We start from the raw sequence: 14,750 nt of genomic DNA, 5'->3' as shown, positions 1-14,750 counted from the left end.
CGCAGCCTGCAAAGATTGAAGCCTGCTCTGGCAGGCTTTGTTTGTATAGCCACACCCTTTAGGGTGTAGGCGTTGCATAAAATAGGTGAAGGTATTGTTTAAGCAACCGTTTAATATTCCACAATTTCAACTAAATCTTCAATCGAAATATTGAAGGCGAGAGCTATTTTATGTATAGCCGTGTAGTCAACAGTTGCCATACCTTGAGATTTAGCATAAGTGGCAATTGTTGTGTAAGGAATACCTGTTTTATTAGAAACTTCTTTGAGAGTCCAACCCCTTTCTTGAGCAAATTCTCGAACTCGCAGCCTAATTAGTCCCATTTCAACCTTGACACATACGAGTATTCGTAAAAATAACATATCGGGTGTTGTTCGTAACGCCCTTATTGATGAGAAAAATAGGCGATCGCTCTCCACCGAACCTCTTGACGAATGGAACCAATGGCGCTATGCTCTTTTTTTAAGGTTGTTTTCCCTAAACAGACGGCAACCTAGTTCGCCCAAAAACCTAGTATCGCTACCCAAAGCTGTTGACGCAGCAATGGATAGCTTGACCCCCCAAACTGTTTCCCCAGTCCGGGAGGCTAATGCAGAATTGTAACATTTTCTCGCTAGCCACCCTGCTTTGAGCTGCTTGCGGGGTGGCTAGATTTTTGGTTTTTCCGAAAAAAACAGAAAAACCAGGAGAAAATATCATGGCTCAAGAGTTTTTGCAAGACTCGACTGGATCTGCACGTCCCAATACTGACGCAGGAGAAGACGATCGGGAAACCGTGCAGGTATTGATTATCAGTTCTCCCGAGGGAGTGGAGGAAACAATTCATACCTTGTTTGCAAAAGATTTTGCCCAAGTTGATGAATGGAGTCCGCCGCAACCAACGAAAAAACCTGGTAAAGTGGTAACCATTCTTACCCGTTACCGCAAACGACGACCGATTAAATTAGCGCTCCGGAAATCGGGACGTTAATTTTTAGATTTGTAGGGGCACGACTTGTGCAGACTATTTCATTCTGCCGTGCCCCTACAGCTTCGCAGAAAGCGATCGCAAAATGCCACAATCGGGAGCGAGTATGATATCAATCCTCAGTGAAACCGCCGAAGATATTGCAGCCATTCGCGAGGTAGTTACCGCAGCATTTGGTCGCCCAAACGAAGCTGCATTAGTAGAAATTATCCGCAATTCGCCTAATTTTATCCCCGAACTTTCCTTAGTTGCGAAAGAAGATGGGAAGGTGCTGGGTCATATTTTATTCAGCCTTGTTGCAATTGAAACACAAAAGGGGAATGTGGAAGCGATCGCACTCGCCCCCCTTTGCGTCACACCCACCCATCAGCGTCAAAGCATCGGCGCGCAACTCGTACAAGCAGGTATAACAAAGTGCCGCGAATTAGACCATAACATTATCATCCTTGTTGGTCATCCCCACTACTATCCACGCTTCGGATTTCAAAAAGCAAGTCAATTCGGCATCCAAGCACCATTTACAGTCCCCGACTCAGCATTTATGGTATTAGAACTAAAACCAGATGCATTAACAGGTATCAGTGGAATCGTGAGATATCCTGAGTATTTTAATGAGGTTTAAAATCATGAGTAATCAACTTAAACTAGAAGAATATAAAAAACAAATAGCCGATTTATACAGCCGCAGAAGCGACACCTACGATCAAAGCGAGTGGCATCAGCAAATAGCCCATCGACTCGTTGAATACGCACAGATTGGTCGCGGACATCAAGTGCTAGACATTGCCACCGGCACGGGAATGGTTGCAATAGAAGCCGCCCAAATAGTAGGTGATGAAGGACGAGTCATCGCTGTAGATATTTCGAAGGGAATGCTAGAACAACTACAGCGCAAAATAGAAGCATTAAAATTGAACAATATTGAGATAATGCTAGCCGATGCCGAAGCCTTGGAACTGCCAGAAAATAGTTGCGATCGCATATTATGTTCCTCTGCACTAATATGGCTAATGGACATTCCCGCCACATTACGAATTTGGCATCAATTTCTCAAACCAGGCGGAATAATTGGCTTTCATGGATTTGCAGACACCGCGTTTATTGGCGGCGTTATCCAGAAACAGGTTCTCAAAAAATATGGTGTTTCATTGATATATAACGACATCACAGGCACAGCAGAAAAATGCCATAACTTACTGCAACAAGCAGGCTACGAACAGATTGAAGTCAAAACCGAACAATATGGCAACTATATCAGTCTAGAACAAGCAAAACAGATGTGGATAGCAAACCCCAATAGCCCCACACCTGGACTATTAACCAATCCCCTGTCCCAACTCTCACCCGCGCAACTAGAACAAGCAAAAGCAGAATTTGATGCCGAACTAGAAACATTAGTAACCGAACAAGGCATTTGGAACGATATCACCATCTATTTTACCCTCGGTCGCAAAAACCCCTCTTAACAACCTCTCTCTTCTTCTTTTTCTCTCTGCGTCCTCTGCGTCTTTTGCGGTTCGTTTAATTAGGGTTTGGAAGGGAGAGAGGAATTGCGCGATCGCATACACCATCACTCTACAGATATATTGCCCCTATGTACAATTGTTACAAAGCTCAAAAACTTCAAAATAGTTTAAGAGCATTCAAATTATGATTAACCTCTGATTTAGTAAACTCAAGCACTTGACTAATTCAAAGATAGCGAACAAGCGCAACATTATCGCAACCTGGCAATAGCGTCTCTTGTTTGAGGAAAGTAAAAGTTTGGGAGAAGGAACATTAAAATTAATTGATTGGTAAAAAAAAGCTGAACCATATTACCGAAATAGTGTCTCAACGATTAAGCGTTGGTTCCCGGAGGTAGTAGGTTACTTTGAAAGGAAAATAACCAATGGGATAGTGGAAGGCATTAATAACAAATTAAAATTGTTAAAACCTTGTGGCTTTGGAAGAATTTTCATAATTTTGATATCCGGGCTTTACTTTTATGGCATTTTACTCACAATTTAGCACAATAAGTACGGGAGACCCGTTTTTTTTTGGCGCAATACTTGGAGAGTAGTGCATATTCTTCATCTGAACATCGCAAGCTTATTGTTTTCATGATTTCCTAAATGCTGTCAATATGCTATCATAATAACATGAAAACACTGAAGTTTAAGCTCTATCAACACAAGCGGAATAGATATCTCAAGCGGTCAATCAATGCTGCTGGAGTTATCTATAACCACTGCATTGCACTTCACAAACGGTACTACCGGATGTGGGGCAAGCACTTGAACTGTGCCAAACTTCAGGCTCATCTTGCCAAGTTGCGGAAGCGTAACCCGTTTTGGCAGCAGGTTGGTTCTCAGGCTGTACAGGATATCTGTCAACGCATTGAAAAATCTTACCAGTTGTTTTTCTTCTTAAAGCATCACAAAAAAGGAGTTAGACCACCAAACTTTAAGAAAGTTCGCAAGTACAAATCCTTCACTCTGAAGCAAGCGGGCTACAAGTTTTTAGGTGGCAACCGGATTAAGATTGGGAGTCGAGTCTATCAATATTGGAACTCTAGAGAGATTGAGGGGACGGTCAAGACTTTGACGATTAAACGCACCCCATTGGGTGAATTGTTCATGGTTGTGGTCGTAGACAGCGTTTTGGAGCCAGAAATCCAATTCACGACGGGTAGAATCGCGGGATTTGATTTTGGTTTGAAAACATTCCTCACTTGCTCCGATGGTTCACTGATTGAGTCTCCCCAATTCTTGAAGCAATCGCTCAACGCCATCCGTAAAGCCAGTCAGCAGCACTCTAAAAAGGTGAAAGGTTCGGCTAATCGTGAACGCGCTAGGTTGAACCTTGTCCGTAAGTATGAAGATGTTTCAAGCCGTCGATCTGATTGGTTCTGGAAGTTGGCTCACGATCTGACAGATAGATTTGACGTACTGTGTTTTGAGACATTGAATCTCAAAGGAATGCAGCGTTTATGGGGTCGTAAAATTTCTGATTTGGCGTTTGGAGAGTTTCTGCAAATCCTCCAATGGGTTGCCAAGAAGAAGGGCAAGCAGGTTGTCTTCATCGCTCGGTGGTATCCCTCTAGCAAGACTTGTTCGCACTGTGGGCACGTCTTAGAAACGCTAGATTTGTCGGTAAGAGAGTGGCGGTGTCCATCGTGCCAGTCCATCAATGGACGCGATGAAAATGCAGCTAAGAATATTTGTGCGGTTGGGGCATCAACCGTTAAGTTAGGCGATGTTAGACAAGCTGTGCTTGCAATTGCCGTTTGAGCTTAGAATCCCCGCTCCTTCAGGACGGGGAGTATGTCAATACACTTGGATGACGCGGCGCAATCAATATAAAACTCGCGAAGATGGCAAGAATTTTTTGAGTTATTGCGTCACCACCGACATGCAAGACTCGGACATCGTGTTTGGTGGCGTGAAGAAATTGCGTCAAGCAGTGTTAGAAGGCTATCAAATTTTCAAACCTAATGCGATTACCATCTGTGCAACTTGTCCGGTGGGATTAATTGGGGATGATATCCAAGCCGTTGCCAAAGAAATGACGGAAGAATTGGGAATCTCAGTAGTTGCATTTAACTGCGAAGGTTATAAAGGCGTTTCCCAATCTGCCGGACACCACATTGCTAATAACGGATTCTTCAAACATTGGGTTGGCGAAGGCGAAGCGAAAGAAGAAGAAAAAGCAGGCTTCACCGTCAACATGATGGGCGAATACAACATCGGCGGCGATGCTTGGGAAATTGAACGGGTTTTGAATAAGTGCGGCATTAAAGTTCTGGCGTCATTCAGCGGCGACGGCACTTACGATGCAGCTACCAAAGCCCACGAAGCGAAATTAAACTTAGTAATGTGCCACCGTTCCATCAATTACATGGCACAAATGATGGAAACGAAGTTTGGCGTACCTTGGATGAAGGTTAACTTTATTGGGGTACAAGCATTTACTAAGTCCTTACGCAAAATTGCCCAATACTTTGATGACCCAGAATTGACAGCTAGAATCGAAGCGGTTATCGAAGAAGAAGTGGCAGAGGCGGAGGCACAAATTGCGCCGATTCGAGAGCGTTTAACCGGAAAAACTGCAATTCTATTCGTGGGTGGTTCTCGCGATCACCACTATCAAGATGTGTTCGCCGATTTGGGCATTAAAACTATCGCCGCTGGCTATGAGTTTGCCCACCGGGATGATTACGAAGGTCGGCAAGTTCTCCCCACTTTGAAGATAGATGCGGACTCGCGCAACATTGAAGAATTGCACGTCGAACGCGACGAAGAAAAATACAATCCTCCCAAACCCCAAGAAGTCCTGGAATGGATGCGGGAACAAGGGTTAATCGGCAAATATGACGGCATGATTCCAGAAATGGGCGAAGGAACTTTGGTAATTGATGATGTGTCGCACCACGAACTGGAAGTTTTGATCGATCGCTTCAAACCAGACATCATCGGTTCTGGAATCAAGGACAAATACATTGTCGAAAAATGGGGCGTTCCTTGCAAACAACTGCACAATTACGACTACGGCGGGCCATTTGCTGGTTACCGAGGTGCAGTCAACTTTGCCAAAGATATCGATATGCGGATCAACACCCCAGCTTGGAAGCAGATTGCGCCTCCTTGGAAGAAATAAAACAGCAGAGGAGCAGGGGAGCAGAGGAGCAGGGGAGAAAGAAGAATTAAACAATGCTCCATGCCCTATGCCCCATGCCCCATGCCTAGTTCCCATTCGCTACAGTCTTAAGAAAAATGAGGAATCAAGATCATGTTAGACGCCACACCTAAAGAAATCTTTGAACGCGAAGCTCTCCGGATTAACCCTGCTAAAACTTGTCAGCCAATTGGCGCAATGTACGCAGCTTTAGGGATTCACAATTGTTTGCCTCACTCCCACGGTTCTCAAGGTTGCTGTTCTTTCCACCGTTCCCACTTAACTCGCCATTATCGCGAACCAATCATTGCCTCTACCAGTTCTTTTACTGAAGGCGCGGCGGTATTCGGAGGTGGTACAAATATTGTGCAATCTTTGCAAACAATTTTTACTACTTACGACCCGGATATTGTGGCAATTAGTACGACTTGTTTGTCAGAAACAATTGGGGATGATATTCCTACTTACATCTCCCAAGCGTATGAAGAAGGAGTCGTGCCGGAAGGCAAATTAGTGATTCACTGCAATACTCCCAGTTACGTCGGTTCCCACATTACGGGATGGTCTAACATGACTACTGGGATGGTGAAATATCTCTCGACTAAGACAGAGAATTCGCTTCAGCAAATTAACGTGATTCCCGGTTATGTAGAACCGTCGGATACGCGACAAGTGAAACAATTGCTGAAACAAATGGGCGTGAATTTTGTGGTGTTCCCGGATACTTCTGATGTGGTAGATACGCCGCAAACTGGTAGGTATCAGATGTATCCCAAAGGTGGAACTACCATCGAGCAATTACGCAGTACTGGAGATAGTCAAGCAACGATCGCATTAGGCACGTTTGCTAGCGAACAAGCTGCGATCGCTCTCCAAGAGAAATGCGGAGTTCCCTATCGCTTACTCGAACTCCCCATCGGTTTAGCAGCAACCGATCGCTTTGTGCAAAATATCATCGAACTCACGGGTGCAACTCCAAAAGAAGAACTCGAAGACGAACGAGGACGCCTGGTAGACATTATGACCGATATGTTGCAATACACCTATCGCAAGCGCGTAGCAGTGTACGGCGATCCGGATCAAGTGGTTGCGTTAACAGAATTTCTCGTCAGTTGCGGAATGCATCCAGTGTACGTCATCACAGGTAGCCCCGCTGGCAAACGCTTCGAGGAACGAGTCAAAGAAATCCTCAAAGATACCGTACCGAATGCAGTTGTAAAAGCTGATACTGACCTGTTCTACCTGCATCAATTGATTAAGAACGAACCAGTAGACCTGCTGATTGGGAACGAATATGGCAAGTATATTGCTCGCGCTGAAGATATTCCAATTGTTCGCTTTGGTTTCCCGATTCTAGATCGCATCGGTCACAGCTATTTCCCAACAGTTGGCTATCAAGGCGGTATCTACTTGTTGTGTAACATTTTGAACACCATTCTCGAACGGTTAGACCGCGATGCTTCTGAGGAAACGTTTGAATTGGTCAGATAGGTAATGGCTAATGGCTAATGGCTAATGGCTAATGGGTTATTTTCGATGCGTGGATGTTGGATTGGTAATGTATCCCAGAAATAAACGACCAATGACCAATTAGCAATTAGCAATTAGCAATTAGCAAAAGGAGGAAGTTATGAAGAAACCGAAACACCACATTTTTGTCTGTTCTAGCTTTAGATTCACGGGTGAAGCAAAGGGTGCGTGCCGCCGCAAAAATTCTACCTCATTGATTCAATATCTCGAAACTGAATTAAGCGATCGCGGTTTAGATGATGTTCTCGTTTCTCCAACTGGTTGTTTGAAACTTTGCGAAAAAGGCCCAGTGATGATGGTATATCCGGATAATTACTGGTACGGCGAAGTAGATGAAGATGCAATTGATACCATACTTGATGCGTTAGAAGAAGGTAAACCCGCTCTTGATTACCTGTTTGTTAATTGAGTAGGGGCACGGCGATAAAGGTATCTTGGTAGCAGACCAGAACGTTGATCAGGCCGTGCCCCTACTGAGATAATTGGGAAAGCGATCGCCCGAAATTAACCAGGCGATCGCATTTTTTCGCTCAAACTGCCGCTTTCACCGCAAATCGACCCGTATTTCTCACCGCATCTAGAAACGCATAAACCGCCGGAGGATGAAGCGCATCGGCTAAAATCGCAACTCCAATCACCCTTGTAAGAGGAACTGGCAAATTGCACAATTTCACCCCAGGCGGAATCGGTTCGGCGGCGAGGCGAGGAAGAATACCCGCCCCTAAACCTTGTTGCACCATACTAACAATCGTTGAATCTTCTTTAATTTCATAAGCAATATTGAGGGGATATTCTGACAGCGGTAAACATTTTCTAGCCCAGGTATTGCAAGGATTTAAGGAACTTATAATTAAGGGATAGTTTGATAGATCTTTCCAACTAATTTGGGGAGTTTGTAACTGAGTCGTGGGTGGTAGCAAAAGAATGTAATCATCCCGCAGAATTTCCCAAGCTTCAAATTCATCGCTGGTGGGTAAATAGGTAAAGCCAATATCGGCATACCCTTCGCGCAAACACTGTTCAATACTGGAAATAGTCTCATCTTCGCTAATATTGATTGTAATGTTGGGGTAATTTTGGCGAAATCGGGCTATGACGGTAGGCAAAATATGAGTCGCCACGCTGCGAAAACAGGCAATTCGCACCTGTCCGCCTTGCAAACCTTTTGCTAAGTTGGCTTCTTTGTGCATTGCGTCTAAAAGCTGTAGCACTTGGCGAGCATGTGCGGCGATGCGTTCCCCAACGGGGGTTAGATGTGCGCCGTGGCGTCCGCGAGACAGTAAGACTACGCCTAATTCTGCTTCTAGAGTTGCGATCGCGTGACTCACCGCCGACTGGGATATCTCCAACTGCGACCCAGCTTCGCTAAAGTTACCCCAGTCTGCGATCGCAACTAAAGCACGAATTTGAGAAAGCTTGATTCTGCTTTTATTAATATCATTCATTTGGGGGATGCCAGCAGTGTACAAATTATGCTTCAAGCAGTCCAATGATTTTACTGCCTATCTATCAATTTTATTCATATAACCTATGCAAGTTGTGTATGGTTGTTCGTTTAAGTTGAAGTTACATTAAATTTCAGAGAAAAGCAAGAGCGGGGATATTTATGAGATCGGTTGCCAATTTATCAATCAAAGACAAAGCAGACTCGACAATTACTCAAGATACACAACACCAAGACTCAAAAATGTTTTCAACAATATGGCAAAAATTTTTGACAGCGATCGTTAGTAAGAGCGAACTGCAAGTTTGGTCAGAAAGCAATCGCAGTGGTAACACAGAGTGGCACGCCTACGATCCGGAGACAGGTCGCTCTATTTGTGTCGCTTCGGAAACAGAGATGCGCCACTGGATTGAAGAGAGTTACTACCACTAATAAATAGCTAATGGCTAATGGCTAATGGTTAATGGCTCTGGAAAATATTCCCATCAGCAATTAGCAATTAGCAATTAGCAATTACCACCCCAAGGGTAAACTCAGTCTTTTAATCAACTTCTCAGCTAAATTTAAGCTACCAATCAGCACCAATTCATCATGGTCAACCATGCTAGTAATTAGCCAAAGCAATAGTCTAACTTTTTCCCATCCAGGAGATTGCATCATGAAACGTCTTATTCTTGCTAGCTTATCCGTTCTGCTACTCTCTGCTGCTACTGCACCTACCGTCAAAGCTGAGCCAATGGCTGTCAACTCTAATATGATGGGCAGAACCTCTGCTTCTATCAGATTACTAGAGCCTTTTTATCTCGTCGGACTCGCTTATCAAGGCTACTTCCGCGAACAGGGAATTCCCAGTTACGGTGCTTTCCTTGCTGCTTACCATACAGGGAGAATTAACGCTCGCGATCTCGTTCAAAGCGCCATCAAAGATAACCGACTTCCAGCCAGCGCTTTACAAGATGAAGATTACCTGAATGCGGTTGAAATGCAACTGATATTCTTTGACACTCACTAAAAACTGACCAAGGAAACGTGGAGACGGGGAGACGGGGAGACGCGGAGAAGGGGAGACGGGGAGAACGAAAGAATGGGAGATGCAGAGCGCACGCAACCCTTCTCCTTGTCCCCGCGTCCCCGCGTCCCCCCATCTCCGCGTCCCCCCATCTCCGCGTCCCCGCGTCCTTGAACTATCTCATTTTTTCGCAAAGTCCCTATTTTAAAGTAAGGCAGAATTCTTACCAAGAATAAAGGGGATTTCCAGATTTTTCAATCAAGATAGTATGGATAGAAGATTTTAACAGTGTAATGGTTTGCTGCAATTTAACCTGTCCTTCCTCAAAGCTCCAAAGCGTTTCATAATCCTTACAATTGATGACTAAAACGTCAGCAGTTGCAAAGGTATAAATGATTCCTTCAGAGTTAAAACCGCTGATTTCTAGAATCTGCTGTCCCAGCTTGCGAGCCTGGGTAACTTGATGCAGTAATTTATTCACAATCTTTGACATTTTTATCTCCTCATCAGGTAGTCGATTGGTCTGGTAAATTTGTGAGTTTTTGGTCATGCGCGACGCTAGCTGGAGGCAGGTTGCAACCTACTCCCAACAAAAACCTCGCCTTTCGCAACAAAGCGGAAGGTGATAACGCCTTTGAGCGCTACTTAATTGCTTGCAATTCCGTGGCCTGCTACCCGTGGAAGGCAGAACTAATTTAAGTAGAAATGCCGATTCCGCCGGGACTTATCTAAAGATTCACTTGGCATTCTGTATTCTAATTGACAGTTTGCCAGCAAATTCGGCTATTTTTACAAAAATTAACAATTTGAGGGCGATCCCGCCATCGTTAGTAGTAGGCGCTTGAGCGCCGCCGTCAAGCCGTTAGTAGTAGGCGCTTGAGCGCCGCCGTCAAGCCGTTAGTAGTAGGCGCTTGGGCGCCGCCGTCAAGCGGCGTGCTGAGATTTGACACTCCCCGCGCCTGAAGCTGCGGGGATTCTTAAGATCTGAAGATCCTAATAGTTAGGGTCTTTGGGAGCATTACTGCTCCACCCCTCCCATCTTTCACCGTGCCAGCGACTTTCACCGCACAAGGCTACTCAATGTGGTATCTATTTGTCACTTTCAGACTTCCAGACTTTTAGACTTATAAAACTAGCAATATCATCAACCCATTCCCATTCGTATTTGTCCCAGAATTGAGATAACCTCTCAAAGGATTTGGAATGGTTTTTCTGACTAATTGCTATTAGGTCTAAGTAGGTCTTTTCCTCATGGCGTCGATGTAACAGTTGAAGGTTTTTGTATTCATCCCTACCGCCAAGGGCTAGAGGGGTGATATGGTCTTCCTCGATCACATCCCAATCGCAAAAGTTTTGACCGCACCAGGGACATTTCCCCTTCTGCTTCTGTAAAAGAGATGCCTTACGATTAGGCATTTGGGGGTGTCTTCGGAGTCTTACACACGAGTAAACTAGGTTGCCATCCTATGGGCTTTTATCGCCTTCGACTTTCACATAGTCTTTACTACTGCAAGTGAAGTCACTATGTTTTAGTAACCTCAGGGGGTTCGCCTTTCCCTCCCTGGTTGCAAATACCCAGTTATCATTACCCACGCAAGTCCAATATTTTTCATGGCTATACTTTGAACTTCCACAGCGACGGAATGCCCATCTCCGAAGTTTCAGCTATGTGAGTTGGTCTTGTCTTGATGTCTCTGGGACGGTTTTAATATCGGAGTTTGAATAGTAAGAAGTCCATCCCCTTATCACAGGGTTAAGGTCTCTTATGAGTGCCGATTGAGGCGAAGACCTGTGTTTTCTGATGATTCTTCCGACCTCCTCTTGATGCACCTTACTCGCCTTCTTGCTAGGGGTGATGAGTGTGTTGAATCCTATTATTTCCTGTGTAGTGCTTTTACTACTTCGGTACTTCCCTGCTGGGTATTGCTGGATATGATGACCTAGAAAGTCAAATCCGGCAAAACCATCCTCACTTAATTCATTCCTGAACCTATGAGTTAGCCTGGTTTTCTCCGGTTTCAACTGCAAACCAATGCCTTTCAACCACTCCGAGATAATTTCCCGGCATCCTTGGACAACGGCTTTATCTTCATCGAGTACTACAAAGTCATCAGCATACCTGATAAATGTAAGCGAGTATTTTTTATCCCTTGTACTCATTACTCCTCGATCAGGATGGCGAAGTTTGAGTGTTGAGGCATACTGTTTTAGTGTGTTCTCCCAACCGTGGAGGGCTATGTTCGCTAGTAGTGGGGAAATCACCCCAGCTTGCGGCTTACCCTCGAATGTAGCAGTGAATGCCCCGTGGTCTATGACCCCAGATTTTAGCCAAGCTTTTATTTGTTGCCGGACTTTTCCTCTCATGTTGAGTTTCTCGAGTAGGGCGAAGTGGTCTATACAATCAAAACACTTGGCTATATCGGCATCTAGCAAGAATTTTGCCTTGCTCTGTATGGCATTTTTCATCTGTTTCATGGCATCGTGGCATCACCTTCCTGGTCTAAAACCATAACTGCTGGGCGCTTTGATTGCCTCCCATTCTGGTTCTAGGGCAGATTTTACTAACGCTTGTCATGCCCGCTCCTGTATGGTGGGTATTCCTCATGGGCGTTTCTCGTCCCTACCTGGCTTTGGTATCCATACCCGTAGGGTGGGTTTGGATTTACCAGTGAGTCTTAGTTCCCTTACCAGTTTCATACGTGCTTCTGAGGATAGCGCTTTTTTGCCATCCACTCCTGCCGTCTTTTTACCCTGGTTTTCTTGTGTTACCCTTCTGACAGATAGTTATCTGTTATACCAAGACCTCATCCAGGTCTTCTGGAGCTGGCGGCATCGCTTGACATCACCACGGCGGGAAGCAGCATAAATGCGTTTTTGCAACTTGAATACATATCTTTCAGCTAGGCGCCAATTGATACTCTTCCATCCCTCGGTATTGAGTTGTTCTGAATCCAAATTAGGCTTTTGCATTGCTACTGTTACCTTTAGCTATTTCCCACACTGGGGCACAAGTCAGCTGATCCCGATAGTTACACCATCGCTTTTCAGGCATTAGCTGTTGATTTGCGCTTGGGCGAAAGCTTTTTGCACCATCCTTCTCCCTCATGACTTATGGCTTGATTACCTACCTGTTAACTTCAGGAGAACATCAGGGGTTGTTTCGTTCCTACTATCCATAATTGCATCTTTTAGGGTGTGCCTTTCCACCGAGGTTCGCCAGTAATGCACCATCCTGGTAAGGAAAACCCGATCGACTCTACCTCTGTCGGATATTTCCCACCTTGGGGGTATGGGATTACTCCCGCTTTGCTGATTGCCCCAAGTCTGGCGTGACGATGGTTCAGACGACACTTTGCTGGTTCTACCCATGAGATTCCTGCTAGCAGCATACGCTTTCAGCAATTACCATTCACCCCTTGCTTACACGCTTTGATCATCAGTCTTGGCGTCAGGGTTACCAAAGTTTTACTATTGGTAAGCTGTGTGCTTTTAACCATGCATCTTGGCAGTAGGGCTTGGTGTATTGTGCCATAGGTTATCATCTCGGTGTCAGCCTCAATCTTTCCCGTTGTCCCTCTAGCTGTCTTGGCTTGTGGCGAGGCTAGATTTTCGCACCTACATCGATAGTAAGTTGTCATTTGTTGGGGATTAAAGTGCGAACTCAACCCGGAGTGGGTTACCCAACAAAAGCTAGTCATCCCCCTGTGAAGGTGTCGAATAAACGAATCCCACTCCCTATTGCTAGGGTTCCCAGGATCACCACTCTTGCCACAAAGGCGTGGTGATTTCTCCTGATGGTTTTTCGGGCGTTTAGTGGTTTTATCCACAGGTTTCGCCCAGTCCGCACGTACCATTTCCCATGCTCTATCTCGGATATTTTTAGCTTGCCATATCGGAGGGAATCACCCCTACCCGACCATTCAGAACCAAACCTCAGATTTTCACCTCATCCGGTTCCTCAATGACTTGGCTCTATGTCATGAGTACCGTTACTGCCGTCAGTGGCAGTTTTTTGCTCGTGGCAGTGTCTATGAAGCGCTTGAAGATTACCATAGTTGTTTTTTCCTCCTTTTGATTTGGGATTGCTCTGGTCTATTTCCATCAATTCTTCATATCTAAAAAGCCGCCCACAATGGTTACATCTTCCCTTCTGTCTCTTTAGTAATGTTGTCATTTTCTTTGAAACTTCTGGGTGATTTCCCATTCTACCCTAGACCCAATCCCCGTCATATGGGCTTCTACTGCCTTGCACTTTGACATATTCTTTATGCTTTGTAAGTTGCACCCCGTTTTTTGGGCCTCTCCATTTTTATACACCGACAAATTGCCTGGATTTATTAGAGCTTTCTTTGCTAGTTTTATGACAGCCTTGCTCTGCCCAGGAGCTGATTTTTTGCTCAACTAGGGATGCCATTTTTCCAAAGACTTTTACACAAGTTACTGTTGAGTAATAGTTGGCGCATCCTTTGAGAATTGGATTCAGTTCAAGAATCAATTCGGATTGGGAATGTTTATGGTTGTCTATAAGGCGGCTTTTGATGTATTTGGCGTTTTTCCTGGCTGGGCATAATGAGGGGGCAAAAACCTAGTGGTTCTTTCTGAGAATTCCTGGCACGGTATAAACCTGTTTTATACTGCCGCATGTGGAATCCTAAAAATTCCAACCCAATTTTTCCTTCAGACTTTTCAAAAGTCGGCGAAATTCAAGTTAGACAGAGCTTTAACTCTAAACTTATGCCAATTAACCATTCTGAAATTCTTGACTGACATCTTTGAATTGCTTCTAGGCTTTCGTGGAGAATTACGAAATCATCGGCCGAGCTGATTACTGATATTGCATCTCTTTTATCTCGTTTGGGCAGTTGATACCTTCCACAAGAACGAGTCAGAGCGAATGTTTCAGATAAACCTTTGATTAGTTCTTGCATTCCATGTAGATCAGACTTCTCCAACAAACAAACTATCCAGGGATCGCGTGGGGTAAAATAGAGTTTTACCTTGCCAAAAATGAGTCAAATGAGAGAATACATAGAAAAGCAACCATCAGAAACCCAACGGTTAGTGGGACTAAATTACGAGCCGGATCGAGTTAATAGGTCAAGCCGAAAGATTACACAAAGAAAAACAACTGGCAGTAGCACAGA

Annotated in this window: 19 protein-coding genes and 2 pseudogenes; 11 read left to right on the top strand and 10 right to left on the bottom strand. The window is 44.7% G+C overall.

Annotation, left to right across the window (positions count from 1 at the left end):
- Positions 1-110: 110 nt before the first annotated feature.
- Positions 111-323, bottom strand: coding sequence for a helix-turn-helix domain-containing protein (locus MiSe_RS06030; RefSeq protein ID WP_226576017.1), 213 nt, complete (start codon positions 321-323; stop codon positions 111-113).
- Positions 324-330: 7 nt separating this feature from the next.
- Here MiSe_RS06030 and MiSe_RS06025 point away from each other — a divergent pair, with 7 nt between their 5' ends.
- The 9 genes and pseudogenes from MiSe_RS06025 (at position 331) to MiSe_RS05985 (ending at position 7,562) form a co-directional block, all read left to right on the top strand.
- A complete protein-coding gene (locus tag MiSe_RS06025) occupies positions 331-603 on the top strand; it encodes a hypothetical protein (protein WP_226576016.1) in 273 nt (90 codons plus the stop codon).
- A 94-nt stretch (positions 604-697) separates the two neighbouring features.
- On the top strand, positions 698-970 hold the full coding sequence (locus tag MiSe_RS06020) for a hypothetical protein (protein WP_226576014.1): 273 nt from the start codon (positions 698-700) through the stop codon (positions 968-970).
- 82 nt (positions 971-1,052) lie between these two features.
- Positions 1,053-1,589, top strand: a complete 537-nt coding sequence (locus MiSe_RS06015) for a GNAT family N-acetyltransferase (RefSeq protein WP_226576012.1) — start codon at positions 1,053-1,055, stop codon at positions 1,587-1,589.
- 4 nt (positions 1,590-1,593) lie between these two features.
- On the top strand, positions 1,594-2,433 hold the full coding sequence (locus MiSe_RS06010; protein WP_226576010.1) for a class I SAM-dependent methyltransferase: 840 nt from the start codon (positions 1,594-1,596) through the stop codon (positions 2,431-2,433).
- A 277-nt stretch (positions 2,434-2,710) separates the two neighbouring features.
- Positions 2,711-2,985, top strand: a pseudogene (locus MiSe_RS53675) (transposase); the annotation flags it as partial.
- 123 nt (positions 2,986-3,108) lie between these two features.
- Positions 3,109-4,239, top strand: a complete 1,131-nt coding sequence (locus MiSe_RS06000; RefSeq protein WP_226576009.1) for an RNA-guided endonuclease InsQ/TnpB family protein — start codon at positions 3,109-3,111, stop codon at positions 4,237-4,239.
- A complete protein-coding gene (locus MiSe_RS05995; protein WP_226576000.1) occupies positions 4,205-5,605 on the top strand; it encodes a nitrogenase component I subunit alpha in 1,401 nt (466 codons plus the stop codon). Before MiSe_RS06000 ends, MiSe_RS05995 begins: the two co-directional genes overlap by 35 nt.
- Positions 5,606-5,737: 132 nt before the next feature.
- Positions 5,738-7,114: a nitrogenase molybdenum-iron protein subunit beta gene (nifK, locus tag MiSe_RS05990; protein ID WP_226575998.1), complete on the top strand. Its 1,377-nt coding sequence runs from the start codon at positions 5,738-5,740 to the stop codon at positions 7,112-7,114.
- Positions 7,115-7,253: 139 nt separating this feature from the next.
- On the top strand, positions 7,254-7,562 hold the full coding sequence (locus MiSe_RS05985; RefSeq protein WP_226575990.1) for a (2Fe-2S) ferredoxin domain-containing protein: 309 nt from the start codon (positions 7,254-7,256) through the stop codon (positions 7,560-7,562).
- 121 nt (positions 7,563-7,683) lie between these two features.
- Here MiSe_RS05985 and MiSe_RS05980 read toward each other — a convergent pair whose 3' ends face one another.
- Positions 7,684-8,598 (bottom strand): LysR family transcriptional regulator, encoded by a 915-nt coding sequence (locus MiSe_RS05980; protein ID WP_226575988.1) that lies wholly within the window; start codon positions 8,596-8,598, stop codon positions 7,684-7,686.
- A 161-nt stretch (positions 8,599-8,759) separates the two neighbouring features.
- On the opposite strand from MiSe_RS05980, the gene MiSe_RS05975 reads away from it, so the two are divergent.
- Complete coding sequence (locus tag MiSe_RS05975; protein ID WP_226575986.1) at positions 8,760-9,029, top strand: hypothetical protein; 270 nt, start codon at positions 8,760-8,762, stop codon at positions 9,027-9,029.
- Between the two features lie 81 nt (positions 9,030-9,110).
- Here MiSe_RS05975 and MiSe_RS05970 read toward each other — a convergent pair whose 3' ends face one another.
- The gene (locus tag MiSe_RS05970) at positions 9,111-9,257 is read right to left on the bottom strand and encodes a hypothetical protein (protein WP_226575984.1); all 147 of its coding nucleotides are present in this window, start codon (positions 9,255-9,257) and stop codon (positions 9,111-9,113) included.
- On the opposite strand from MiSe_RS05970, the gene MiSe_RS05965 reads away from it, so the two are divergent.
- Positions 9,256-9,609 (top strand): hypothetical protein, encoded by a 354-nt coding sequence (locus MiSe_RS05965; RefSeq protein ID WP_226575982.1) that lies wholly within the window; start codon positions 9,256-9,258, stop codon positions 9,607-9,609. The genes MiSe_RS05970 and MiSe_RS05965 overlap by 2 nt on opposite strands.
- Here the strand turns inward: MiSe_RS05965 and MiSe_RS05960 are convergent.
- From MiSe_RS05960 to MiSe_RS05920, 7 genes and pseudogenes are all read right to left on the bottom strand, one after another.
- On the bottom strand, positions 9,606-9,800 hold the full coding sequence (locus MiSe_RS05960; RefSeq protein WP_226575980.1) for a hypothetical protein: 195 nt from the start codon (positions 9,798-9,800) through the stop codon (positions 9,606-9,608). The two genes, MiSe_RS05965 and MiSe_RS05960, sit on opposite strands and share 4 nt — an antisense overlap.
- Positions 9,801-9,829: 29 nt before the next feature.
- Positions 9,830-10,099: a hypothetical protein gene (locus tag MiSe_RS05955; RefSeq protein ID WP_226575974.1), complete on the bottom strand. Its 270-nt coding sequence runs from the start codon at positions 10,097-10,099 to the stop codon at positions 9,830-9,832.
- 596 nt (positions 10,100-10,695) lie between these two features.
- Positions 10,696-12,576 (bottom strand): annotated as a pseudogene (locus tag MiSe_RS53670) (group II intron reverse transcriptase/maturase).
- Positions 12,577-12,794: 218 nt separating this feature from the next.
- Positions 12,795-12,995 carry a hypothetical protein gene (locus MiSe_RS05935; RefSeq protein ID WP_226575969.1) on the bottom strand — a complete coding sequence of 67 codons (201 nt, stop codon included), beginning with the start codon at positions 12,993-12,995 and terminating at the stop codon, positions 12,795-12,797.
- A 569-nt stretch (positions 12,996-13,564) separates the two neighbouring features.
- The gene (locus MiSe_RS52575) at positions 13,565-13,780 is read right to left on the bottom strand and encodes an HNH endonuclease (protein WP_226575967.1); all 216 of its coding nucleotides are present in this window, start codon (positions 13,778-13,780) and stop codon (positions 13,565-13,567) included.
- Positions 13,781-13,915: 135 nt separating this feature from the next.
- A complete protein-coding gene (locus MiSe_RS52570; RefSeq protein WP_226576204.1) occupies positions 13,916-14,146 on the bottom strand; it encodes a group II intron maturase-specific domain-containing protein in 231 nt (76 codons plus the stop codon).
- A gap of 163 nt (positions 14,147-14,309) precedes the next feature.
- Positions 14,310-14,534, bottom strand: coding sequence for an RNA-dependent RNA polymerase family protein (locus MiSe_RS05920; RefSeq protein WP_226575965.1), 225 nt, complete (start codon positions 14,532-14,534; stop codon positions 14,310-14,312).
- Positions 14,535-14,750 lie beyond the last annotated feature (216 nt).

The sequence above is a fragment of the Microseira wollei NIES-4236 genome, from assembly GCF_020521235.1.
Classification (GTDB): Bacteria; Cyanobacteriota; Cyanobacteriia; order Cyanobacteriales; family Aerosakkonemataceae; genus Microseira; species Microseira wollei.
This window is presented reverse-complemented; position numbering and strand designations above follow the sequence as displayed.

What these genes read in the sequence shown, in the direction of transcription:
- MiSe_RS52575 (WP_226575967.1), bottom strand. Translation starts at nt 13,780, where the DNA reads ATGACAACATTACTAAAGAGACAGAAGGGAAGATGTAACCATTGTGGG.
- nifK (WP_226575998.1), top strand. Translation starts at nt 5,738, where the DNA reads ATGTTAGACGCCACACCTAAAGAAATCTTTGAACGCGAAGCTCTCCGG.
- MiSe_RS05935 (WP_226575969.1), bottom strand. Translation starts at nt 12,995, where the DNA reads ATGCTGCTAGCAGGAATCTCATGGGTAGAACCAGCAAAGTGTCGTCTG.
- MiSe_RS05955 (WP_226575974.1), bottom strand. Translation starts at nt 10,099, where the DNA reads ATGTCAAAGATTGTGAATAAATTACTGCATCAAGTTACCCAGGCTCGC.
- MiSe_RS06015 (WP_226576012.1), top strand. Translation starts at nt 1,053, where the DNA reads ATGCCACAATCGGGAGCGAGTATGATATCAATCCTCAGTGAAACCGCC.
- MiSe_RS06000 (WP_226576009.1), top strand. Translation starts at nt 3,109, where the DNA reads ATGAAAACACTGAAGTTTAAGCTCTATCAACACAAGCGGAATAGATAT.
- MiSe_RS06020 (WP_226576014.1), top strand. Translation starts at nt 698, where the DNA reads ATGGCTCAAGAGTTTTTGCAAGACTCGACTGGATCTGCACGTCCCAAT.
- MiSe_RS06030 (WP_226576017.1), bottom strand. Translation starts at nt 323, where the DNA reads ATGGGACTAATTAGGCTGCGAGTTCGAGAATTTGCTCAAGAAAGGGGT.
- MiSe_RS05980 (WP_226575988.1), bottom strand. Translation starts at nt 8,598, where the DNA reads ATGAATGATATTAATAAAAGCAGAATCAAGCTTTCTCAAATTCGTGCT.
- MiSe_RS05965 (WP_226575982.1), top strand. Translation starts at nt 9,256, where the DNA reads ATGAAACGTCTTATTCTTGCTAGCTTATCCGTTCTGCTACTCTCTGCT.
- MiSe_RS05975 (WP_226575986.1), top strand. Translation starts at nt 8,760, where the DNA reads ATGAGATCGGTTGCCAATTTATCAATCAAAGACAAAGCAGACTCGACA.
- MiSe_RS06010 (WP_226576010.1), top strand. Translation starts at nt 1,594, where the DNA reads ATGAGTAATCAACTTAAACTAGAAGAATATAAAAAACAAATAGCCGAT.
- MiSe_RS05985 (WP_226575990.1), top strand. Translation starts at nt 7,254, where the DNA reads ATGAAGAAACCGAAACACCACATTTTTGTCTGTTCTAGCTTTAGATTC.
- MiSe_RS05920 (WP_226575965.1), bottom strand. Translation starts at nt 14,534, where the DNA reads ATGCAAGAACTAATCAAAGGTTTATCTGAAACATTCGCTCTGACTCGT.
- MiSe_RS05970 (WP_226575984.1), bottom strand. Translation starts at nt 9,257, where the DNA reads ATGATGCAATCTCCTGGATGGGAAAAAGTTAGACTATTGCTTTGGCTA.
- MiSe_RS05995 (WP_226576000.1), top strand. Translation starts at nt 4,205, where the DNA reads ATGTTAGACAAGCTGTGCTTGCAATTGCCGTTTGAGCTTAGAATCCCC.